The sequence below is a fragment of the Kocuria carniphila genome (genome assembly GCF_004136555.1).
Lineage (GTDB): Bacteria > Actinomycetota > Actinomycetes > Actinomycetales > Micrococcaceae > Kocuria > Kocuria carniphila.
The window spans coordinates 1-22,652 of sequence record NZ_NOIT01000016.1; the positions used below are offsets into that span (position 1 = coordinate 1).

Below are 22,652 nucleotides of genomic sequence, written 5' to 3' on the forward strand. Positions count from 1 at the left end.
CGCCGCGTGAGCTACGCGGACATTTCACCTGAGGCAAGCACGAACACCATCCGGACATCTTGACATGAGGCAAGACGCGAACATGAACACGTCCGTTTCTTATCCCTCGGATACTTATCGGTATTCGCCAATCGTGCGGATCGCTTCTCCGAATTCCACAATGACCGCGGCTGTTCGCGTAAATCACCGCGAGGGTAGGGCACCCTGTGGAAGACTTGGCCACAGATCCCACGAACAGCCAGCACGACAGACAGGTAGGTGCATCCCATGAGCGATCGTCCCAACGAGCCGCAGTCCGGTTCTTCCTCCGCTTCCGGACACACCTCGGGCAATAATCAGCCCGAGTACGGTCAGCGCGTGGAGGGCAACGACCAGGCCTTCGGTCAGAACGCCTACGACCGGTCGCAGCAGAACTACGGTTCGCAGCAGCCCGGGTACGGCCAGTACGGCGACTCCCAGGCCAACGGTCAGCAGTTCGGTAACGACCAGTACGGCAACCAGGGCTACGGCAACCAGTCCCAGTACGGTGACCAGCAGTACGGCAATGACCAGTACGGCAATCAGGGCCAGCAGGGTTACGGCAACCAGGGCTACGGTAACGATCAGTACGGCAACCAGGCGTACGGCCCGGGCGGGGGGAACAACCCCACGTACTACCAGAACGACTACCACCAGCAGGGCTACGGCAACCAGGACTACTACGGCAACGGCAAGCCCGCCGGTAACGGCCTGGGCATCGCGTCGCTCGTGCTGGGCATTATCGGCATCCTGACCTTCTGGTTCTTCGGTGTGGGTGGCCTCATCGGCCTGGTGGGTCTGATCCTCGGCATCGTGGGCTTGTCCAAGCTGCGCAAGACCCCGGGAGCCTCCAAGGCGCTGCCGATCGTGGGCATCGTGCTCTCGATCCTGGCGATCATCGGTGGCATTCTTATGGCGGCCCTGTTCTTCTGGGCCTTCGACATGATCAGCGAGTGCATGCCGTTGATCGAGTCCGGTTCCCAGACCGCTTACGAGCAGTGCGTGAACGACGCAGTCAACCAGAACATGGGTATCGACAGCTAACGCACCTTCCACAGCATCGTGCCCCGGCACGGTCGACGACGCCGCTCCACGCGGCGGTCTCGGCCGTCCGGGGCACGAGCTGGTTAAGACGAGCGCACCAGGCCCAGCTGAGGCTTGGCCCTAGGAAGTCTCGCGCGTACCCAGGATGTCCAGAGCGGCGTCGTGAAGTGCGCCGTTGCTCGCGATCGCGTTGGCCCCGAACGGGCCGTCCTGGCCCTTGAGCGAGGTGAAGCGACCGCCGGCCTCGGTCACGATGGGCACCAGCGCGGCCATGTCGTAGAGGTTGAGCTCGGGTTCGCACGCGATGTCCACCGCGCCCTCGGCCACCAGGCAGTAGGACCAGAAGTCACCGTAGGCGCGCGTGCGCCACACGGAATCGGTCAGCTCGATGAACTGATCGCGCACGCCCAGATCACGCCACCCGGTCAGGGACGAGTAGGAGAGCGACGCATCCGAGAGTTGGTTCACGGACGACACGGAAAGCCGGGTGGCCTGCGACAACGATCGTCCCGTGAACGCACCCGAACCCAGGGCGGCCCACCAGCGGCGGTTGAGCGCGGGAGCAGACACCACACCGGCTACGACCCGGTCGTCCTCGACCAGGCCGATGAGCGTGGCCCACACGGGTACACCGCGGACAAAGTTCTTGGTGCCGTCAATCGGGTCGATCACCCATTTGCGGGAGCCGGAACCGGTGGTGCCGAACTCCTCGCCGATCACGGCATCGCGATTGCGCACCCGGCCCAGCTGCGAACGGATCACGGATTCGGCCTCGCGATCCGCGTCCGTGACGGGGGTGAGATCCGGTTTGGTCTCCACGTGGAGGTCCTGAGCCTTGAACCGACGCAGGGTCAGCCCGTCCACAGAATCGGCCAGAATGTGCGCGAGACGGAGATCCTCCGTGTAACTGCTGGGTGGTCGCATGTGCTCTACGTTATCGCCTGTCCTAGGTGCTTTTCCTCGGCGCCCGCCTGTGTTTCCCCGCGCGATGCCGCCAGCAGCCTGCGCAGCGACTCGAGCCTGAGCGGGGCTGCCGGGGAAGCTTCGGGCCGGTGCACCCACTCGTCCAGCGCGCAGCCGGGGGAGTCCTGGGTGTGCAGGCAGCCGCGCGGACAGTCCGCGGTCGCCGGCACGAGGTCGGTGAACGAGTTGAGGAGTTCTTCCTCGCTCACGTGGGCCAGGCCCAGCGAACGGATCCCGGGGGTGTCGATGACCCACGTGCCGGGGGAGGTGTCCGGCATGCGGAGGGCCCGGGCGGAGGATGACGTGTGGCGGCCACGACCCGTGACGTCGTTGACGCCACCGGTGGCCCTTTCCGAGCCCGTGAGCGCGTTGACCAGTGTGGATTTTCCCACACCGGACGGCCCCAGGAACACGCTGATGTGCCCGTCCAAGATGGTGCGGAGTCGCTCGATGGAGGCCTCGGAAATCGCCAGGGATGCCTCGTGTACGCCCGCGGCGGGTCGGCCGCCCAAGGCGTCCGTCGGTTCGGTCGAGGCGGTTTGGACGTCCAGCGCCTCCACGTAGGTGAGGAACTCGGCCGGGTCCTTCAAATCGGTCTTGGTCATGCAGATGACGGGGGTGATGCCCGCGTCCGACGCCGCCGCGAGACCACGATCCACAAAGCCCGTGCGCGGGGTGGGGGACTCGGTGGCCAGGACCAGCACGAGCCGGTCCGCGTTGGCCACGATCACCCGCTCGACCGGATCCGTGTCGTCCGCGCTGCGCCGCAGGATGGTGGCCCGAGGTTCGATGCGCACAATGCGCGCGAGGGTATCCGGGTCGCCGCTGACATCGCCGACGACACCCACTTGGTCACCGGGGACGATCGGCTTGCGGCGCAGCTCTTTGGCGCGGATGCACACCACGGTGCGCTGATCATGGCTCTGCTCGTTGACCACGCACGTGTACCGGCCACGGTCCACGGCGATCACGCGAGCGATCACGGCGTCCTCGTGGGTGGGGCGTTGCTTGGTGCGTGGACGGGAGCCCTTCTTATTGGCTCGCACCCGGACGTCGGACTCGTCCCACTGCCGCTGTGCGCTGGAATTACGCGCCATGGCTGACCAGAGTGGTCCACATCTGGGGGAAATCGGGCAGCGTCTTGGACGTGGTCCCGATGTTCTCCACGCTCACGTCAGGTATCCGCAGACCGATGATGGCGCCCGCGGTGGCCATGCGGTGATCCTCGTAGCTGTGGAACACCCCGCCATGCAGAGGAGCGGGAGTGATGATCAGGCCGTCCTCGGTCTCTTCCGCGTTGCCACCCAACCGGTTGATCTCGGTGGTCAGAGCGGCGAGGCGATCGGTTTCGTGTCCGCGCAGGTGCGCAATCCCGCGCAATCGTGACGGGTCGGCGGCCAGGGCACACATGGCCGCCACGGTGGGAGCGAGCTCACCGGCCTCGGACAGATCCAGGTCAACACCGTTGAGCTGCGCCGGACCGGTTGCGGTCAGCACACCGTCCGTCAGGTCAACGCTGCCGCCGAACTGCGGCAGGATGCTCCGCCAGTGATCGCCACCCTGGGTGGTGTGGGACGGCCAATCCGGGATGCTCACGGTGCCGCCGGTGACCATGGCAGCGGCCAGGAACGGTCCGGCATTGGAGAGGTCAGGCTCCACGGTGACGTCCAGACCGGGCACGGCGGTGGGTTCCACCCGCCACTCGGTATCGCTGACGCGTGTGGCGTTGACACCGGCCTCGCGGAGCACCTCGACGGTCATGGCCACGTGGGGCAGGGACGGTACGCCGGCGGCGTCGGACTCGTGTTTGAGCACGAGAGGGGCGTCGAAACGCACGGCGGACAGCAAGAGCGCGGAGACGAACTGGGATGAACCGCTCGCGTCGATGGTCACGGTGCCGCCGGCCACGCGGCCGGTTCCGGAGACGGTGAGCGGCAGGGTGCCGCGGCTGTCGTCCTCGACCGTGACGCCCAGGTCTCGCAAGCCTTGGATCACGGGACCCATGGGGCGGACGCGAGCGTGCGGATCGCCGTCGAACTGGGTGTCCGCATTGAGGAGCGCGGCCACGGGCGGGACGAACCGCATGACCGTGCCGGCCAAACCGCAATCGATCTGACGGGGTTCGGGACGGTGAACGTCAGCGGCGGGACCCGAAGGAATGGGGGTAATGGCGAGATCTGAACCGAAGGGGCCAGCTACGCCGGTTGGCTCGATCACCGCACCCAATTGCTGGAGCGCGGCGATCATGAGCTCGCTGTCACGTGAATACAACGGCTTGTGCACCACCGAAGGTTCGGAAGCCAAGGCCGCCAGGACCAGATATCGATTGGTCAGAGATTTGGAACCGGGAATGGCCACGGTTCCGCTCACCGGGCGATCACCCGTGAAGGGCGCGGCCCACTGGGACTCGGGATGCGACAAGCCGTTGTCTGTATTCACAGTGTGGTTGACCCCTTAGTGGCTGACGGCGTCCTGGACGGCCTTCTCGGCCTGGGCGAACTTCTTCTTGGTGTCCTTGGAGACCTTGGCGGCGTTCTTACGAACATCGTCCGCGAGGTGGCTGGCGCGCCACGCGAGGGAGGGGTTGCCCGAGGTGTCCACGGACGCGATCATCACGGCACCGACCAACGAGAGGTTCTTGAACACGTTGTTGCGGCGGTTGGACTTGGCCTCCTTGGTGGAGGTATCCGCGGACTGGTACTGCACGTAGGTGTTGATGGCGGTGGTGCCCAACAGCACGGACGCGGAAAGACGGGGGAGCTTGCTCAGCGCGAGAGCGGAAGCGGCCAACACCTGTGCGGCGGCAATGCCCTGGGCCACCTGGGCGCGGTTGGCGGTCACGGGACGGACCTGTGGCAACACCTGCTCCACCTGCTTCAGGACCGGGTCCAGCTTCTCGGCTGCGGCCGAGGAATTACGGAATGCTTCGACACCGCCGGCAACGTAACCGGTGGCGAGCAGGGGACGGGCGAGACGACGAACGATGCTCATGGTTCCTCCTTTTGGTCCCGGCATTTCCGGGAGGGCACGTCTTTCATCCTAACGGGGTGCCACTGAGCCGCGCACGGGAATAGGGCGGTGGGTCCACCGTGTTATTCACCAATAGACAGCAAGCGCCACACGCGTGGCTCATCATCGGCCCGACAACGCGACCCACGGAAGGCAGGCAGCGCATGATCATGACCGCCCCGACCGTAGACTGGGCCGTGATGAACGATCATGATGAGCTCGAGCAGCAGGCCACTACCGACACGGTGGACGTCAGCGAGGAAACCACACAGCAGCGCCGCGAACGATTCGAACGCGACGCCATGCAGTACGTGGATCAGCTGTACGCCGCCGCGCTGCGGATGGCCCGCAATCCCGCCGATGCCGAGGACCTGGTCCAGGAGGCCTACACCAAGGCCTTCTCCGCGTTCCACCAGTACAAGCCGGGGACCAACCTCAAGGCATGGCTGTACCGGATCCTGACCAATACCTACATCAACCTGTACCGCAAACGGCAGCGCGAACCGCGCCAGGCCAACACGGACACGGTGGAGGATTGGCAGTTGCACCGGGCAGAATCCCACACGTCCAAGGGGCTGCGATCGGCCGAGGCCGAGGCCCTGGACCACCTGCCGGATTCGGACGTGAAGCGAGCGCTGCAAGAACTTCCCGAAGAGTTCCGACTCGCCGTGTACTTCTCCGATGTAGAGGGCTTCGCCTACAAGGAGATCTCCGAGATCATGGACACGCCCATCGGCACCGTGATGTCGCGACTGCACCGAGGCCGCAAGCTGCTCCGGGAAAAACTGGCCGACTACGCCACCGAGCGGGGTTTCGACACCTCCAAGGGGACCAAGAAGTCCAAGGGCGAGACAACATCGAAGGACCGAGGCTGAACCAATGGCTGACAACGACTGCCAGAACGGCTGCACCGACGAACGCATCCGTCGCATTTACGAATACCTTGACGGTGCGCTGACCAAGGAGGATCTCGAGGAGATCCACGCGCACCTCACGGACTGCTCCGAGTGCGAGCGCGAATACAACCTGGAGTGCGTGATCCGCACCGTGATCAAGCGATCCTGCACCGAGACTGCCCCCGCGCAGCTCAAGCAGTCGATCCTCACGCGCATCGAAGCGCAGTGCAGTGATCACCCGGCGGCCTGACCCTCACCGGCTTTTCTCGGCTTAAACAACAACGCCCGCAACCGTAATGGTTGCGGGCGTTGTTCGCACTTCACAGAACTCAGGCGTTGGGCCGCTTTCCGCGGTTCGCAGAGTTCTTGCGGCGGTCCTTGCGCTTACGTCCACGCTTGCTCATGGTGTACCTCCTGCGTTGATTCGACTGGGCACCGTCCGCCAGTATCTCACAACCTGGCGTTTACTCCGAGTTGGCCGGATTTCAACCGCCGACGGCGCTCGCGGGCTTATCGGGGTTCGGGCAGGTTCAGCCAGTTGTACCAGCCGCGGTGCAGCACCAGCCACGCCATCAGCCCGTAGCCGGCCTGTCCGGGGTGGCCGTGGTTGGCGGCCAGGTCCTTGCGCCACTGCTCGTGGTGCTGCAGCGGGTTGAAGGTGTCCACGTAGACGTGCTGGCGCCGGGTGGTTACGTCACCGAAAGCCGCCGAGAGATCGGCGATCTTTCGGTTGCGTTCCGGGTCCAACGTGGGCGGGGGACCGACCACCAGAACCTTGATGTTGTTCTGGGTCGCCTGATCCACGATGTTCGCCATGTTCAACCGGGAACGGGCCGAGGTGATGTCCAGGTCCACGTCCATGGCCGAGGGCGCGATCACCAAGCGGTTGTCGCACATGGAATCGAAACGGCGGGAGGCCTCGTCGAACCAGCGTTCGTTGAGGGACTCGCTGCCCTCACCGGGCGCCGCCAGGTTGTAGACGTCCACGGGCACGATGTCCCGCGGGGTGCGGGCCAGCACTCGACCGAACCAGCCCAGGGCACGGGGGTCTTCCACACCGGCTAGCAGTTCGTCACCGACGGCCACAATGCGGATCCTGCGTTGGTCCACTATTCCTCTTCCTTTGCTCATAACGTGTCTCGGTGGCCACCGTAAACCACGATGGCCACCGAGGGGAAAACGTGTCCGCTGCGGCCCCGATCTCACGGGGCCGCAGCGCAGTGATGATTACTCGCCGCGGTCGAAGGCCTGCTGCACCAAGGTTTCGAGTTCCTTCGCGTGGCGCTTGGCCGAACCGTTCGCCGGGGAAGCCGAGGCCGGGCGCGAAGCCAGCTTGACCGGGCGGTCCAGCTGCGGCACCAGGTTCACGGCCATGAACGGCCAGGCACCCTGGTTGGCGGGCTCGTCCTGTGCCCACATGATGCGGGCCTCCGGGTAGCGGGCCAGTTCCTTCTTGATCTCGTTCTCGGGCAGCGGGTAGAGCTGCTCGACACGAATGATCGCGGTCGAGTGGTCGTCGGACTTCTCACGCTGCGCGGCGAGATCGTAGTACAGACGACCGGACACCAGGATCACGTCAGTGACCTTGGAGTCGTCCAGGTTGGCGACTTCCGGGATGACCTGCTGGAACGTACCCTGCGTGAAGTCCTCGATGGGGGAGGCCGCTGCCTTCAGGCGCAACAATTGCTTGGGCGTGGCCACGATCAACGGGCGACGCGGGCGCGAGTAGGCCTGACGGCGCAACAGATGGAAGTGGTTGGCCGGGGTGGACGGATTCACCACGGTCATGTTCCGCTCGGCGCACAGGGTGAGGAACCGCTCGATACGTGCCGAGGAGTGGTCCGGGCCCTGTCCCTCGAAGCCGTGGGGCAGGAGCAGGACCAGCGAGGAACGCTGACCCCATTTCTGTTCGGCCGAGGAGATGAACTCGTCCACGATGGTCTGGGCACCGTTGGTGAAGTCACCGAACTGCGCCTCCCACACGGTCAGGGCCTCGGGGCGTTCCACGGAGTAGCCGTATTCGAAACCCAGCACACCGTACTCGGAGAGAGGCGAGTTGTAGATGGACAGCTTGGCCTGATCCCCGGAGAGGTTGTTCAACGGTTCCCACTCGGAGCCGTTCTCGGCATCGAAGAACACCGCGTGACGCTGTGTGAAGGTACCGCGGCGCACGTCCTGACCGGAGAACCGGATTGGCACACCCTCCATGAGCAGTGAACCGAAGGCCATGAGCTCGCCCATGCCCCAGTCCACGCCGCCCTTCTGGGTCATTTCGTGGCGGCGCTCCAACAGCTTCTGTAGCTTGCGGTGGGTGGTGAAACCCTCCGGGGTGTCCACGTGAGCCTCACCGATGCGGCGGGCAACCTCTTCGGTGATGGCCGTGGACTTGGGGATCGAGACTCCCGAGTCCGCCTGCTGGGCGGAGGGGCGCTCGATGTTGGCGATCGCGGCGGCGTCGCCGGTGACCAGCGGAACCGTGGAGGTCTGAGCCTCGTGGGATTCCGCGAAGACCCGTTCCAGACGCTCCTGGTAGTCCTTGAGCGCGCGGTCGGCTTCTTCCTGGGTGATGTCACCGCGGCCCACGAGGTTCTCGGTGTAGACCTTGCGGGTGGAGCGCTTACCGTCGATCAGGGAGTACATCAGCGGCTGGGTCATCGAGGGATCATCGCCCTCGTTGTGGCCGCGGCGGCGGTAGCAGACCAGGTCGATCACGACATCCTTGTGGAAGCGCTGGCGGTACTCGAAGGCCAACTGACCCACGCGGGTCACGGCCTCGGGGTCGTCCGCGTTCACGTGGAAGATCGGGGCCTGAATGGTACGGGCCACGTCCGTGCAGTACGTGGAGGTGCGCGCACCGGACGGCGAGGTGGTGAAGCCGATCTGGTTGTTGACGACCACGTGGATGGTGCCACCCACGTGGTAGCCCTCCAGACCGGACATCTGCATGACCTCGTACACGATGCCCTGCCCGGCCATGGCGGCGTCGCCGTGGACCTGGACGGCCAGCACGGGGAACGTGCCGTCCCCCTCGGGCCCGGCGCCCAGAACGTCCGTCTTGGCGCGGGCGATGCCCTCGATCACGGGATTCGCGGCTTCCAGGTGGGACGGGTTGGCTGCCAGGTAGACCTGGGTCTCGTTGCCGTTGTCCGAGGTGAAGACACCCTCCGTGCCCAGGTGGTACTTCACGTCGCCGGAGCCCTCGATGGAGCGGGGATCCTGGCTGCCCTCGAACTCGCGGAAGACCTGTGCGTAGGACTTACCGGCAATGTTCGTGAGCACGTTCAGGCGGCCGCGGTGGGCCATGGCGATACCCACGCCGGCCAGGGACTCGTCAGCGGCGTCGGAAATGATCGCGTCGAGCAGGGGGATCAGGGACTCGCCGCCCTCCAACGAGAAGCGCTTCTGACCCACGTACTTGGTCTGCAGGAAGGTCTCGAAGGCCTCGGCCGCGTTGAGGCGACCCAGGATGCGGAACTGTTCCTCGCGGGCGGGCTTCTGGTAATCGTGCTCCAGTTTGTCCTGGAACCACTCCCGTTCTTCCGGGTTCTGCAGGTGCATGTATTCGATGCCCACGGTGCGGCAGTACGCGTCACGCAGCCGCCCGAGGATCACGCGCAGGGTCAGCAGGTCCTGGCCACCGAAACCGCCGGTGGGCCACTCACGCTCCAGGTCCCACAGGGTCAGTCCGTAGCTGCGGATGTCCAGGTCCGGGTGCTTGCGCATCACGTACTCGAGCGGGTTGGTGTCGGCCATCAGATGACCCCGTACGCGGTACGCGTGGATCAGCTGCTGGATGCGAGCGACCTTGTTGATCTGGGTCTCGGGGTTGACCTGGTTGTCCACGGCCCAGCGAACGGGCTCGTAGGGGATGCGCAGGGCCTCGAAAATGGTGTCGTAGAAGTCGTCCCCGCCCAGCAGGTAGTGCTCCACGAGCTTCAGGAATTCGCCGGAACCCGCGCCCTGGATCACACGGTGATCGTAGGTGGAGGTCAGGGTGATGATCTTGGAAACGCCCATGCGCGCGGTGGTGCGCGGGGAGGCGCCCTTGTACTCGGCGGGGTAGTCCAGGGCGCCCACGCCCACGATGCAGGCCTGGCCCTTGGACAACCGCGGCACGGAGTGCACGGTGCCGATACCACCCGGGTTGGTCAGGGACACCGTGGTGCCCTGGTAGTCGTCCATGGTCAGTTCGCCGGACCGGCCACGCTTGACCACGTCTTCGTACGCGGTCCAGAACTGCATGAAGGTCATGTCCTCGGCGCCCTTGATGTTGGGCACCACCAGGTTGCGCGAACCGTCCTTGTTGGGGATGTCGATCGCGATGCCGAAGTTCACGTGGGCCGGCTGGATCGCGGCGGGCTTGCCGTCCACTTCTGCGTACACAACGTTCTGCGACGGGTAGTTGGCCAGCGCGCGGATCACGGCGTAGCCGATCAGGTGGGTGAAGGACACCTTGCCACCGCGGTTGCGCGACAAGTGGCTGTTGATCACCAGGCGGTTGTCGATCAGAAGCTTTGCGGGCACGGCGCGCACGGTCGTGGCGGTCGGAACCGTGAGGGAGGCGTCCATGTTCGCCGCAACGGCCTTGGCCGGGCCGCGCAGCTTGGTGACCTTGTCCTCAGCCTCGGTCTTGGGTTCCTGCTCCTTGGCCTTCGCTTTGGCGTTGACCTCGGGCTGGGCGCGAATGGGGAGCTTGGTGGCCGAGCCCTCGCCGCCGTTGGATTCCTGGTCCACGCCCTCGGGTCGGCCCTTGGCCTTGGAGCCTCCGGTGGTCGATGACGGCGCCGCGGCGCGCTTGGGTGCGCCGGCGGTGGACTTGGCCGCCGGGGCGGGCTTTTCCTGGGTCACCTTGGGCTTGTTCTCCTGGGTGGAAGCAGAGGCGGGCGCCTTGGACGGGGCGGCTGGCTTTGTGGCAGCGTTGTTGGATGTCGAGGGAGATGCGGTGTCGGAGTCAGAGCCCTTGCTCATTTCCTCGAAAATGGGCCACCACTTCTTGTCTACGGAGTTCTTGTCGTCCTGGTATTTCTCGAACAGCTCGTCGACGAGCCATTCGTTACCGGCGAATTCTTCGGGGATCAGGTGGTGCGGCTGCTCTGGCACGGGAGATACGCCTCTTCCATATGACGGTGTGCTCCGGTGGTTGCTCGGTAGACCACCACCGGTCGGTGGTGCCAGCGGTATGTGTCTCCGCGGGCGGACGTGGTGGCCTTAATTCTCATAAGGCCGTACTAAGCCAACAGTCTAATGAGGCGAACACCGCCTGGCCAGTTCATCCTGACCGTTCGGTAAGTCTCGCCGTTCGTCCGTGAGGGACCCCTGATGAGCTGCCTGACGGGGCACCTGAGAGGCCCGTAGTATGGGGTCTCGTGCGATTCCTCACCACTCCCAGTACCGACCTCACCTACAACGACGTTTTCCTGGTGCCCTCCAGCTCCCGGGTGACGTCCCGCTTTGACGTGGATCTGTCCCCGGGCGACGGCACCGGCTCCACCATTCCGTTGGTGGCGGCCAATATGACGGCGGTGACTGGCCGGCGCATGGTCGAAACCATGGCGCGCCGCGGCGGCCTGGGCATCCTGCCGCAGGACATCCCGCTGGACGTCATCGCCCAGGTGACCGACTGGGTCAAGAGCCGCTCACCCCAGTACGAGACCCCGGTGACGCTGCACGAGACGGACACGGTCCATGACGCGCTCGGGGTCATGCACAAACGCCCTCACGGGGCCGTGCTCGTCACGGATGCGAAGGGTAACTACCGCGGCCTAGTGCTCGCCGCCGATTGCCAGGACGTGGACCGCTTCACCCGGTTGACGGACGTCATGCGTACGGACGGCCCGGTGTTCCAGGCCGAGGACTTCGCCGGCCAGGATCACGATGCCGCGATGCGCTCCGCCTATGACAAGCTGGCGGCCTCGCGGCTCAGTGTCGCCCCCGTTCTGCGGGAGCGCGCGATCGAGGGAGTCCTCACCCAGAAGGGCGCGGTGCGCTCCACCATCTACCAACCCGCCCTCGGCACACAGGGCCGGTTACAGGTGGGCGCAGCCGTGGGAATCAACGGTGACGTGGCCGCGAAGGCCGCAGCGCTGCTCGACACCGGCATCGACGTGCTCGTGGTCGACACCGCCCACGGCCACCAGATCAAGGCCATGCAGGCAGTGGAGGCCGTGCGCGCCCTGGACCCGCGGGCCCCCGTCGTCGCCGGGAACGTGGTCTCCGCCGACGGCGTGCGCGACCTCATCGGCGCCGGCGCGGATATCGTGAAGGTCGGTGTGGGCCCCGGGGCCATGTGCACCACCCGCATGATGACCGCCGTGGGCCGACCCCAGTTCTCCGCCGTGGTCGAATGCGCGGATGCCGCGGCCGACCTCGGGAAACACGTCTGGGCCGACGGCGGCGTGAAGCACCCGCGTGACGTGGCCCTCGCGCTTGCCGCCGGAGCGCGTCAGGTCATGGTCGGGTCCTGGTTCGCCGGCACCCACGAGGGCCCCGGCGATCTCAACACCGATGCGAACGGTCGCGCTTACAAAGAAAGCTTCGGAATGGCTTCCGCACGGGCCGTGCGTCACCGCACCCGCGGGGAGGACGAGTTCGCTCGCGCCCGCAAGGCATTGTTCGAAGAAGGTATCTCCAACTCCAAGATGTACCTGGATCCGCAGCGTCCGGGGGTTGAGGACCTGATTGATCACATCACCTCCGGTGTGCGCAGCTCCATGACGTACGCGGGGGCCACCTCGCTCGCGCAGTTCAGCAACCGCGCAGTGGTGGGAATCCAGTCGCAGTCCGGTTACGACGAGGGTCTCCCGCGCTCGGAATCCTGGAGCTGACGGCCCCTTGCGGCGGCGGTTTTCGCTCCTGGGCTTATTGAGAATGGTTAGTGGTATATTCTCCGCAGACCACATGCAATTCATTCTCAATAACCGCGAACTGTTGAGAATGGCCCCGAGGAGATGATTCCGTGTCCGCACACGTTCCCGCCCGCACCAGCCGCACCGTCGTGCGTTCCGTCGTTGCCGTATCCGCCTTGAGTGCCCTGGTGCTCACCGGCTGTTCGGCCAACTCGGGGGATGCCCAGCGAGGCGACGCGGCGGCGTCGGACGGGGACACGATCACGGTGGTGACCTCGACCAACGTGTACTCGGACCTGGTGGAACAGGTCGCCGGCGACCACGTGGACGTCACGCCCGTCATTGACTCCGCCGCCCAGGATCCCCACTCCTACGAGGCGTCCCCGCAGGATCGACTGACCATTGAGAAGGCGGACGTGGTCATCCTCAACGGCGGTGGCTACGACGCGTTCATGGAGGACATGACCACGGATTCGCAAACGGTCGTCAATGCGGTGGACGTGTCCGATCTGGAGGGCAAGGAGCAGGTGGCCGAGGAGCACGATCACGCGCATGATGAAGAGGGCCAGGAAGGCCACAGTCACGCTCCCGGCGGATTCAATGAGCACGTCTGGTACGACCTGGACACCATGCAGACGTTGACCGAACGCATTGCCGAACAACTGGGGGAGATCAACACGAACGATTCCCAGGAGTTCACGGACAACGCGGCATCGCTCAACGACCAGCTGTCCGGAATGAAGAGCGAACTCGAATCGTTGAACGCTTCGGGTGGCTACGTGGCCACCGAGCCGATGCCCGGATATCTCTTGCAGGACGCGGGACTGCATGATGACACTCCCGCGGAATTCACGACCGCCATCGACTCGGAATCGGACGTGGCGCCCGCCGTCATGAAGGAAACCACGGACCTGGTCACGAGCGGTCACATCGACCTGTTGGCGTTCAACCAGCAGACCTCGACCGGTCAGACCGAGAAGCTGCGCGAGGACGCGGAAAAATCCGGTGTGAGTGTGGTGGAATTCTCCGAGACCCTGCCTGACGGTAAGAACTACCAGGAATGGATGCAGGACAATATCGACCGCGTCTCCCAAGCAGTGAAGTAATAGCCGTATGACCCTCCCCACCAAGGTGGCACCTACCATTCACACTTCAGCGGCCCAGCCCGCCACTCCCAGCACCACGCCGTGGTCCGCTCCAGACAACCAGCGGGATTCGGGCCAGGCAGTGGTCGAACTCAAGAACGCGGAACTGGCTTTCGGTGACCGCGTGCTGTGGCGCGACCTCAACCTCACCATTCGTGAAGGCGAGTACTTCGCCGTGCTCGGTTCCAACGGAACGGGTAAGACCAGTTTCCTCAAGGTGCTGCTCGGGTTGCTCCCGCTGACCCGGGGAACAGTCTCGGTCACGGGGGAGCGCCCCGGAGCGGCCTCGCGACACGTGGGGTACGTTCCCCAGCAGCGCGGCTTCTCGCCACGGACACCGCTGCGTGCCCGGGACCTGGTGGCCCAGGGCATCGACGGGCACAAGTGGGGGATCAGGCTCCGCCGCCGCGCGGTCAACGAACGGGTGGACGAGCTGCTCGACAAGGTCGGCGCGGGCGATTATGCCAACGCCCCGGTGGGGCTGCTCTCGGGCGGCGAGCAGCAGCGGCTGCGCATTGCCCAGGCCCTGGCCACCGACCCGGAATTGTTGCTGTGCGACGAGGCGCTACTGTCATTGGATCTGAATCATCAGTACATCGTCAGTGAGCTGGTCAACCAGCAACGCGTGGACTCGGGCAGCGCCGTGGTGTTCGTGACGCACGACATCAACCCGATCATCGATCACGTGGACCGCATCCTGTACCTGGCCGGCGGCTCCTTCAAGATCGGCACGCCCGATGAGGTCATGCGCTCCGAGGTGCTGTCGGAGCTGTACGGCGCCGACATCGAGGTGCTGCGCAGCAACGGCCGCATCATCGTGACCGGTCGCCCCGACAACACCCACCACATCTCGTCCCAGGAAGGTCTCATTCCGTGATCCCAACCCAAGTCGATTGGGACTCGATCGTCGATTCCGTGTTCGTCTTCGACAACTACGGTGAATTGCTGGTGCTGCTGAGCAACTCGCTGTGGGCCGGTGCCCTCCTGGGGCTGGTCGGAGGGTTGGTGGGCACGTTCGTGATGATGCGCGACCTGGCCTTTTCGGTGCACGGCATTGCGGAACTGTCCTTCGCTGGCGCGGCCGCGGCCCTGTTGATCGGTTCGGACATCGTGACCGGTTCACTGCTGGGCTCGGTGCTTGCCGCGCTGATCATCGGTTTCATGGGGCTGCGCGCCCGGGACAGTAATTCCTTCGTGGGTGTGCTCATGCCGTTCGGGCTGGGCCTGGGGATCCTGTTCCTGTCGCTCTACGAAGGTCGATCGTCCAATAAGTTCTCGTTGTTGACCGGTCAGATCGTGTCCGTGTCCCCGGTGCAGCTGACATCCATGATCGTGTTGTCCATTGTGGTGGTGGCCGGGTTGCTGATCGCGTGGCGTCCGCTCACGTTTGCCAGTACGGATCCCGTGGTGGCCGAGGCCCGGGGCCTGCCCGTGCGCACCCTGTCCATCGTGTTCATGGTGCTGCTGGGTATTTCCGTGGCCATGTCGGTCCAGATCGTGGGCGCGCTGCTCGTGCTCGCCCTCTTGATTACCCCGGCCGCCGCGGCCATGAATCTCACGGTGGCACCGGCGCGGATCGTTGTGCTGTCGGTGGTCTTCGCGGAGCTGTCCATGGTCGGTGGCATCCTGCTGGCGCTGGGCGGATCCATTCCGATCAGCCCCTACGTGACCTCTATTTCCTTTGCGATCTGGCTCGTCACCCGCGTGATCCGTGGATTCCGCGAGCGCGGTTCCTCGTATCGTCGAGGCGGCTCAGAAAAGGACCCGCATGGCCGCGGGCAGGATGCGCACCTGCACGGGCAGGGGCCCCAGGGGCTCCCCGTCCCCGTGAGCAACGTGCGCGGGTAGTTCACCCGACGGCGCATCGTGCGGCGTCACGGTCACCGCGGTGACCGGTTCCAGTGCGATCTCCGCCAGGTTTTCGTGGGTTTTCAGTAGCAACCGCGGCAACAGGAACAAGATCCGCAGGGGCCGGGCGTCGGACACGGCAAAGAGTTCCGCCTGGCCGTCCCGATGATCGGCGTGCGGCACGATGGTCAGGCCACCCCCGTAGGACGACGTATTGGCCACCGACAAGAACGTGGCCCGGCGATCGACCACGCGCCGAGCGCCGTCGGGCCGGGTGTAGTCGATCGTGTAGTCACGCGAGGTGAGTCGCAGGATTTCCCAGACCAGGGCCACCGCGTACTTGGCGGAGACGCGGATTCTGCTCCAACGGTTGGCGCGCGCGTTGACGCGGGCGTCCAGGCCCAGGCACACGGTGGTCGCGCACACGTGTGAGGTGCCGTCGGCACAGTCCACGGCCAGGAGATCCATGTGCTCAGGCGTGGTTTCCAGACCGCGCAGCACACGGCCCGCGGCGCGTTCGGTGTCGCGCGTGGGGATCCCGCAGAACCTGGCCAGGTCGTTACCTGAGCCCGCCGGGATCAGACCGAACGCCACATTCACGCCCTGTTGCCCCACCTCGTGCAGAACCTGGAGGACCAGATGGGCCATGCCGTCCCCACCGACGGCAACCACGGCCGCGACGTGGAGAGCGCGGGATCGCAGGGTGTCGGTTAGCGTGGCGGAAAGCTCATGCGCGGACGGTGCGTCGATTAAAACCGAGGTGTACCCGCCCGCGGAAAAGATGCCGCGCGCACGGTCGCACGCAACGCGTGCTTGGGGGGAGGCCCCGTTGCGCACCAGGAGGATGTCGCGGGTACGGTCAGCTGCCACCGTCAGCGTGACTCGCGCGCGCAGTTACCGCAGATGCCGGTGATTTCCACGGTGTGGTCCACGTCCGTGAACCCGTGCTCGTTGGCGGTGTCATCCGCCCAGTCCTCGATCGCGGGTGCCTCGAGCTCAACCGCGGCACCGCACGAACGGCACACCAGGTGATGGTGGTGGTGCTCGGCCTCGCAGCGGCGGTAAATGGCCTCACCTTCCGCGTTACGCAGGACGTCCACCTCGCCGGTGTCCGCCATGGACTGCAGGATCCGGTAGGTCGTGGCCAGGGACACGGACTGCCCCTCGTCCTGAAGGCGGCGGTGTAATTCCTGGGTGGAAATGAAATCTTCGAGGCTCCGCAGTGCCCCGGCAACGGCCCGGCGCTGCTTGGTGTTACGCACCTCGGGTTGCCCGGTGGTTTTTGTGCTCACGCCCGTCCCTTCCATGTGCTTGCTTCGTCAACCATGCTAACGGTTCGCATCTACGGGGTGTTCCCGGGCTAGGCTGAAGTCATGTTGCTGACCAAGTTCACACACTCGTGCGTCCGGCTGGAGAAGAACGGCACATCCCTGGTGATCGACCCCGGTTCCTTCTCCGAGGTCGAGGAAGCCCTGGAGGGCGTCAACCTGGTGCTCATCACCCACGTCCACCCGGACCACTACGACGCCAAGCGGCTGACCGCGGCGCTCGCAGAGAATCCCGAGCTGAACATCTACGCACCGCAGTCGGTCATCGACGAACTCGCGGATGCTTTGGGGGAGGCCACGGACCGGTTGCACGCGGTCACTGCGGATTCCACGTTGTCGCTGGGCCCGTTCGAGGTCAAGACCTTCGGCGGCCAGCACGCACTGATCCACCCGCTGATTCCCACGGTGGACAACGTGGGCTTCGTGATCGACGACGCCGTGTTCCACCCCGGCGATTCCTTCGCCGTTCCGCACGGGCTGACCGTGCCCACCGTGCTGGTCCCGTTGCACGCCCCGTGGTCCAAGATGTCCGAGGTCATCGACTTCATCATCGCAACCCGCGCCACCAACGTGTACCAGATCCACGATGCGCTGCTCTCCGATATCGGTTTCGGGGTCGTCGAGAAGCAGGTCGCCAAATTCTCCGAGATGTACGGCACCGAGTACCGCCACCTGGAAACCCGCGAGTCCGTGGAGGTCTGATCCGCACCGTCCCGTAACCCGGCTGCGGTCCATGGCGGGTGGGATTCGCGGATCGAGACCACCGTAGAGACCCAGAAGTTCGATCGAAAGGAAGTCACCGTGAGCTCCGTTTTCACCAAGATCATCGAGGGCGAACTGCCCGGCCGGTTCGTGTGGTCGGACGAGCAGTGCGCCGGATTCCTGTCCATCGCACCGCTCTCGCAGGGACACGTCCTGGTGGTGCCCCGCGAGGAGATCGACTCCTGGCTGGATCTGCCCGACGAATTGGCGGAGCACCTGATGACCGTGTGCAAGACCGTGGGCCAGGCCATCGATGAGGTCTTCTCACCCAAGCGCGTGGGACTGATGATTCAGGGCTTCGAGGTGCCCCATGCCCACCTGCACGTGTGGCCCACCAACACGATCGAAGAGTTCGATTTCGACCAGGTGGACAAGGACCCGGACCCCGAGGTCATGGACGAGACGGCCCGCAAGATCCGTGGCGCACTGGTCGCCGCCGGTCACGAGGCCCACGTTCCTCAGGACTAGGGGTAGCAGATGGCGCCGGGCACCACTGGTGCGCGGTGCCTCGGCTCATGGACATCCGCCGGAGCGGGTTCGCTCAGCGTTGCGTCACGTCGCGCAGTGCTTTGCGGACCCGCTTTTCCGATACCGTGCGTGCGGTGCCCAGCTCCTGTGCGAACAGCGATACGCGCAGCTCTTCCAGATCCCATCGGACACGGGTGAGCGCCTCGGGCACGGGAGCGGTCGGGGGAACGGCCGCCCGTGCACCGCGGTAATCCTGTTCGATGTCCTGAACCAGCACCATGTTCACGCTGTCGCGCTGGATATGGCCCGAGAGCTTGTCCAGGCGCGCATTGATGGCTTTCACGTAGCGGGGTAGGTGCTGCAGCGCGTGCCATCCGGTGTCCGCCACGAATCCGGGGTAGATCAGGCGATCGATCTGCTCGGACATGTCCTTGAACGCGGGCACCGCAGCCAACGAGCCCGGCTTTCTGAGTCGCTTGCGTAGCGTGGTGGCTTCCGCGAGCGTCTCGGTGACCAGGGCGGTCACCGCGAATACCGTATCGATCAATTCGGCGCGCACGTGCACGGCCAACTCGTCGAATTCGGCCTTGGTGAACGGCGGTTCCTCGGGTACCAGCCGGTCGATCGCGGCCACGGTGCAATCGCGAATCAGCGCGTCCACGGAACCGTGCGGATTCTGCGTGAAGATCAGCCGTTCCCGTTGGCTCAGGTGGTCCACCACGTAGCGGTGCACCGACGGCAGCGTGCGTTCCAGTAGCGCAATCACGCCGTGGCGCTGTGCCGAACGTTGTTCGTCCTGCTGGGTCAGGATCCGCAGGTCCACGGTGGGCTCCTGCGTCGCGCCCTTGCCGGTCTTTGCGGCATTGGGATTGTCCCGGCGGACCATGAGCGTGGGGTAGCCGGTGATGGTCTGCCCCGCTACCTGGGTCTGCACCGAGCGCGGCGGGTCTTTCTCCGGCCAGGTCGTCAGTCCCGTGCGTTCCAGGCTTTCCGCCGACGACGCCGCTCCGCCACCCTTGGCACCTCGCCCGCCTCGGCCCTGTGCGCCAGGACGCGGTGTATCGGGCTTGCCGGACTGCGGGGCGCCGGAGGTGCCCCCGGCGGCGTCGGCGGCGTTGGCGAAGTCCGCGAGTTGGGAGGCCGCGCTGCCCAGCGAGTCGGCCAGGGCGCGGCGGATCTGCGGCCGGAGCCGATCCTTGAGTTCGGCGAGGTTCCCGCCGGTTCCGAGCACCTTGTTGCGGGCGTCGCGCACCTCGAAGTTCATGCGCAGGTGAGCCGGAAGCACGCTGGGCTGGAAGTCCGTGGCCTGCACCTGATGTCCGCGCAGCCGGCGCAGCACGGTGGCCAGGGATTCCAGTAGCGAATCCGTTTCCGGGGAGAACTCCGCCGACAGCACGTCCACCGCGGTGGCGGCCATGTCCGGGGCGGGTACGAAGTTGCGCCGCACCGCCTTGGGCAGGGACTTGATGAGGGCGGTGACCAACTCGGTGCGCAGACCGGGGATGTGCCATTCGAACTGCTCCGGGGCCAGACGATCCAGGAACAGCACGGGCACGCGTACGGTCACACCGTCAGCGGTCTCCGAACCGGGGGAGAACTCGTAGTCGAGGTCCAGCGACAGGATGCCGTCCGGAGACGCCACGTTCCAGGTGCGCGGGAAGGACTGCGTGTCGAGCTCGGCGACCTCCGGGGCGATCAGTGCGTCCGGATCCAGGTCCAGCAGGTGCTCGTTGCTGCCGCGGGCCTTCTTCCACCACGCGTCGAAGTGCCGCTGGGACACCACGTCCGCGGGGATGCGCGCATCGTAGAAGTCGAAGAGCACCTGGTCATCCACGCGCAGGTCCTTGCGGCGCATGCGGTTCTCGAGTTCCTCCACACGCTCCAGGCGCTGCTGATTGCGCTGGTAGAACCGGTGCCGGGTTTGCCAGTCACCTTCGACCAGGGCGTGGCGGATGAACAGTTCGCGAGAGAGCTGCGGGTCCACCCTGGAGAACTGCACGGGTCGCTCGGTCACGAGTGGCAAGCCGTACAGCGTGACCTTCTCGTACGCCATCACGGCACCGCGGGAGCGGGACCAGTGTGGCTCTGAGTAGTTGCGCTTGATCAGATCCGGGGCCAGGTCCTCGACCCATTCCGGGTTGATGCTCGCGTTGGTGCGCGCCCACAGCCGTGACGTCTCCACGAGTTCTGCCGAGACGACCCAGTCCGGAGACGTCTTGAACAGGGCAGAACCGGGGAAGATCGCGAACTTGGTGCCGCGCGCACCGCGGTAGTCGCGGGTGCGTTCATCGCGCACGCCAATGTGGCTCAGCAGCCCGGACAGCAGGCTCTGATGAATGGCGTCCTGATTGCCGGCGACGTCCAGCTCACGGGACCTCCCCGGATCGATCCCCACTTCGCGGGCGATCTGACGCAATTGGGCGAAGAGGTCCTGCCACTCTCGGATCCGCAGGAAATTGAGGTACTCGCGCTTGCACAGTTTGCGGAACTGAGAGGATGACAGCTCGTGTTGCTGTTCCTGGATGTATTGCCACAGCAGGCCGTAAGACATGAAGTCGGACGTCTTGTCCTTGAACCGCTTGTGGAACTCGTCCGCGGCCTGCCGATGCTCCAGCGGCCGTTCGCGTGGATCCTGAACCGTGAGCGCTGCGGCAAGCACCATGACCTCGCGGACGCAATTGCGCCGCTTGGCCTCCACGATCATGCGCCCCAGCCTCGGGTCCACGGGCAGGGCCGCCAGGACGTGGCCGGTCTGGGTGAGCGGCGAATTCTGCTGGCCGCGGCGGCGTCGTCCCCGGGAACGACCGCGACCACCCGACGACGCCGCCTGGTCGGGTTGTTCACTCTGGCCACCCGAGCGCAGCGCGCCGAGTTCGCGCAACAGCACCACGCCGTCCTTGACGGCGCGGGAATCCGGCTTCTGTACGAACGGGAATTCGGAGATGTCCGTGGGCTCGCGGACCACGCCCACCGAAATCATTTGCAGGATGACCGCGGCCAGATTGGTGCGCAGGATTTCGGGGTCGGTGAATTCGGGGCGGGACTCGAAGTCCTCCTTGGAATACAGGCGAATGCACACGCCGTCCGACACACGGCCGCAACGGCCGGCGCGCTGCCGCGCGGACGCTTGGGAAATCCGCTCGATGGGCAGGCGCTGAACCTTGGTGCGCGCCGAATAGCGCGAGATTCTGGCGGTGCCCGGGTCGATCACGTACTTGATGCCGGGGACCGTCAGCGAGGTTTCCGCCACGTTGGTTGCGAGCACGATCCGGCGCTTGGAAGACGGCGCGAACACCCTGTTCTGCTCCGCCATGGACAATCGGCCGAACAGGGGTAGCAGCTCGGTGCCGACCAGTGAGCGATTGCGGTCGATGACCTTGGCCAGCGCGTCCTGGGCGTCCCGGATCTCGCGTTCACCAGCGAAGAAGATCAGGATGTCTCCGGGCGGCTCGGAAGCGAGTTCCACCACGGCGTCGCACACGGCGTCGATGGGATCGCGGTCCTCGTCCTCGAGGCCGTCGCCCGTGTCCGCCTCGTCATCGCCGCCGTCGCCGGTGCGGGGCTGAACGAGCGGACGGTAGCGGACCTCCACCGGGTAGGTGCGGCCCGAGACTTCGATGATGGGCGCGGGCTTCGCATGGTCGCCGTCCTCGGCGGGTTCAGCGAAGTGCTCGGCGAACCGCTCGGGATCAATGGTCGCCGAGGTGATGATCAATTTGAGATCCGGGCGGCGGGGGAGCAGGCGCTTGAGATACCCCAGCAGGAAATCGATGTTGAGGGAGCGCTCGTGGGCCTCGTCGATGATGATCGCGTTGTAGCGGCGCAGCATCGGATCGTGGCTGATTTCGGCGAGCATGATGCCGTCGGTCATCAGCTTGACCTTGGAGTCCTTGCCGACCTCGGACGTGAAGCGCACCTGGTAGCCGACCGTCTGCCCGACCTGCTCGCCCATCTCGTAGGCAATGCGTTCAGCCACGGAGCGTGCGGCGATGCGGCGCGGCTGGGTGTGGCCGATCAACCCGTTCTCACCCAGACCCAGCTCCAGGCACATCTTGGGTAGCTGTGTGGTCTTGCCGGAGCCTGTCTCACCGGCGACCACCACCACCTGGTGATCACGAATGGCAGCGCTGATGTCGTCACGGCGCGCGCTGACCGGAAGGTTCTGGGGGTACACGATGCGGGGCGTGGTGCTGGACTCAGTCATGTCAACGCCCCAGTCTACGGGTCCGGGGCGGTACGCCACTCACGGCGTGCGGGCCCGTCAGAACACGATCCCATACCGAATGTGTGCCACGTCTCATTTTTTGACCGAACGGCAGGTAATAT

At 65.3% G+C, this 22,652-nt stretch carries 19 protein-coding genes; 9 read left to right on the forward strand and 10 right to left on the reverse strand.

Annotation, left to right across the window (positions count from 1 at the left end; genetic code table 11):
• Positions 1–267: 267 nt before the first annotated feature.
• Complete coding sequence (locus EWV37_RS12045; RefSeq protein WP_129701841.1) at positions 268–1,062, forward strand: DUF4190 domain-containing protein; 795 nt, start codon at positions 268–270, stop codon at positions 1,060–1,062.
• A 120-nt stretch (positions 1,063–1,182) separates the two neighbouring features.
• On the opposite strand, the gene hisN is transcribed toward EWV37_RS12045, so the two are convergent.
• The 4 genes from hisN to EWV37_RS12065 are packed head-to-tail and all read right to left on the reverse strand — an operon-like array spanning position 1,183 to position 5,016.
• Complete coding sequence (gene hisN / locus EWV37_RS12050) at positions 1,183–1,986, reverse strand: histidinol-phosphatase (RefSeq protein WP_129701843.1); 804 nt, start codon at positions 1,984–1,986, stop codon at positions 1,183–1,185.
• A 5-nt stretch (positions 1,987–1,991) separates the two neighbouring features.
• Positions 1,992–3,122 (reverse strand): ribosome small subunit-dependent GTPase A, encoded by a 1,131-nt coding sequence (gene rsgA / locus EWV37_RS12055; protein ID WP_129701845.1) that lies wholly within the window; start codon positions 3,120–3,122, stop codon positions 1,992–1,994.
• Positions 3,112–4,464: a 3-phosphoshikimate 1-carboxyvinyltransferase gene (gene aroA / locus EWV37_RS12060; protein WP_129701847.1), complete on the reverse strand. Its 1,353-nt coding sequence runs from the start codon at positions 4,462–4,464 to the stop codon at positions 3,112–3,114. Before aroA ends, rsgA begins: the two co-directional genes overlap by 11 nt.
• A gap of 15 nt (positions 4,465–4,479) precedes the next feature.
• Entirely contained in the window at positions 4,480–5,016 is a 537-nt protein-coding gene (locus EWV37_RS12065; RefSeq protein WP_095797378.1) for a DoxX family membrane protein, read from the reverse strand.
• A gap of 218 nt (positions 5,017–5,234) precedes the next feature.
• Here EWV37_RS12065 and EWV37_RS12070 point away from each other — a divergent pair, with 218 nt between their 5' ends.
• Together EWV37_RS12070 and rsrA are read left to right on the forward strand one after the other, a co-directional pair.
• Positions 5,235–5,909, forward strand: a complete 675-nt coding sequence (locus EWV37_RS12070) for a sigma-70 family RNA polymerase sigma factor (protein ID WP_173674292.1) — start codon at positions 5,235–5,237, stop codon at positions 5,907–5,909.
• Positions 5,910–5,913: 4 nt separating this feature from the next.
• Entirely contained in the window at positions 5,914–6,180 is a 267-nt protein-coding gene (gene rsrA / locus EWV37_RS12075) for a mycothiol system anti-sigma-R factor (protein ID WP_129701849.1), read from the forward strand.
• Between the two features lie 79 nt (positions 6,181–6,259).
• Here the strand turns inward: rsrA and EWV37_RS15880 are convergent, their stop codons facing one another.
• The 3 genes from EWV37_RS15880 to EWV37_RS12085 all read right to left on the reverse strand — a co-directional run bounded on the left by EWV37_RS15880 (position 6,260) and on the right by EWV37_RS12085 (position 11,030).
• Positions 6,260–6,334, reverse strand: a complete 75-nt coding sequence (locus tag EWV37_RS15880) for a 50S ribosomal protein bL37 (protein WP_371514661.1) — start codon at positions 6,332–6,334, stop codon at positions 6,260–6,262.
• A 106-nt stretch (positions 6,335–6,440) separates the two neighbouring features.
• Positions 6,441–7,040, reverse strand: a complete 600-nt coding sequence (locus EWV37_RS12080) for a GDSL-type esterase/lipase family protein (protein WP_129701851.1) — start codon at positions 7,038–7,040, stop codon at positions 6,441–6,443.
• A gap of 117 nt (positions 7,041–7,157) precedes the next feature.
• Positions 7,158–11,030, reverse strand: a complete 3,873-nt coding sequence (locus EWV37_RS12085; protein ID WP_129701853.1) for a multifunctional oxoglutarate decarboxylase/oxoglutarate dehydrogenase thiamine pyrophosphate-binding subunit/dihydrolipoyllysine-residue succinyltransferase subunit — start codon at positions 11,028–11,030, stop codon at positions 7,158–7,160.
• Between the two features lie 266 nt (positions 11,031–11,296).
• Between EWV37_RS12085 and EWV37_RS12090 the strand changes: the two genes are divergently transcribed.
• The 4 genes from EWV37_RS12090 to EWV37_RS12105 all read left to right on the forward strand — a co-directional run bounded on the left by EWV37_RS12090 (position 11,297) and on the right by EWV37_RS12105 (position 15,768).
• Positions 11,297–12,754 (forward strand): GuaB1 family IMP dehydrogenase-related protein, encoded by a 1,458-nt coding sequence (locus tag EWV37_RS12090; protein ID WP_129701855.1) that lies wholly within the window; start codon positions 11,297–11,299, stop codon positions 12,752–12,754.
• 131 nt (positions 12,755–12,885) lie between these two features.
• Positions 12,886–13,881, forward strand: a complete 996-nt coding sequence (locus tag EWV37_RS12095; protein WP_129701857.1) for a metal ABC transporter solute-binding protein, Zn/Mn family — start codon at positions 12,886–12,888, stop codon at positions 13,879–13,881.
• A 7-nt stretch (positions 13,882–13,888) separates the two neighbouring features.
• Positions 13,889–14,797, forward strand: a complete 909-nt coding sequence (locus tag EWV37_RS12100) for a metal ABC transporter ATP-binding protein (RefSeq protein ID WP_129701859.1) — start codon at positions 13,889–13,891, stop codon at positions 14,795–14,797.
• Complete coding sequence (locus EWV37_RS12105; protein WP_129701861.1) at positions 14,794–15,768, forward strand: metal ABC transporter permease; 975 nt, start codon at positions 14,794–14,796, stop codon at positions 15,766–15,768. The genes EWV37_RS12100 and EWV37_RS12105 overlap by 4 nt, the downstream gene beginning before the upstream one ends.
• On the opposite strand, the gene EWV37_RS12110 is transcribed toward EWV37_RS12105, so the two are convergent.
• Together EWV37_RS12110 and EWV37_RS12115 are read right to left on the reverse strand one after the other, a co-directional pair.
• On the reverse strand, positions 15,673–16,638 hold the full coding sequence (locus EWV37_RS12110; RefSeq protein WP_129701863.1) for a diacylglycerol/lipid kinase family protein: 966 nt from the start codon (positions 16,636–16,638) through the stop codon (positions 15,673–15,675). The genes EWV37_RS12105 and EWV37_RS12110 overlap by 96 nt on opposite strands.
• A gap of 2 nt (positions 16,639–16,640) precedes the next feature.
• On the reverse strand, positions 16,641–17,060 hold the full coding sequence (locus EWV37_RS12115; protein ID WP_095797561.1) for a Fur family transcriptional regulator: 420 nt from the start codon (positions 17,058–17,060) through the stop codon (positions 16,641–16,643).
• Between the two features lie 81 nt (positions 17,061–17,141).
• Here EWV37_RS12115 and EWV37_RS12120 point away from each other — a divergent pair, with 81 nt between their 5' ends.
• Complete coding sequence (locus EWV37_RS12120) at positions 17,142–17,798, forward strand: MBL fold metallo-hydrolase (protein WP_129701865.1); 657 nt, start codon at positions 17,142–17,144, stop codon at positions 17,796–17,798.
• A 99-nt stretch (positions 17,799–17,897) separates the two neighbouring features.
• The gene (locus tag EWV37_RS12125) at positions 17,898–18,326 is read left to right on the forward strand and encodes an HIT family protein (RefSeq protein ID WP_095797368.1); all 429 of its coding nucleotides are present in this window, start codon (positions 17,898–17,900) and stop codon (positions 18,324–18,326) included.
• Positions 18,327–18,399: 73 nt separating this feature from the next.
• Here the strand turns inward: EWV37_RS12125 and hrpA are convergent, their stop codons facing one another.
• Complete coding sequence (hrpA, locus tag EWV37_RS12130) at positions 18,400–22,530, reverse strand: ATP-dependent RNA helicase HrpA (RefSeq protein ID WP_129701868.1); 4,131 nt, start codon at positions 22,528–22,530, stop codon at positions 18,400–18,402.
• Positions 22,531–22,652 lie beyond the last annotated feature (122 nt).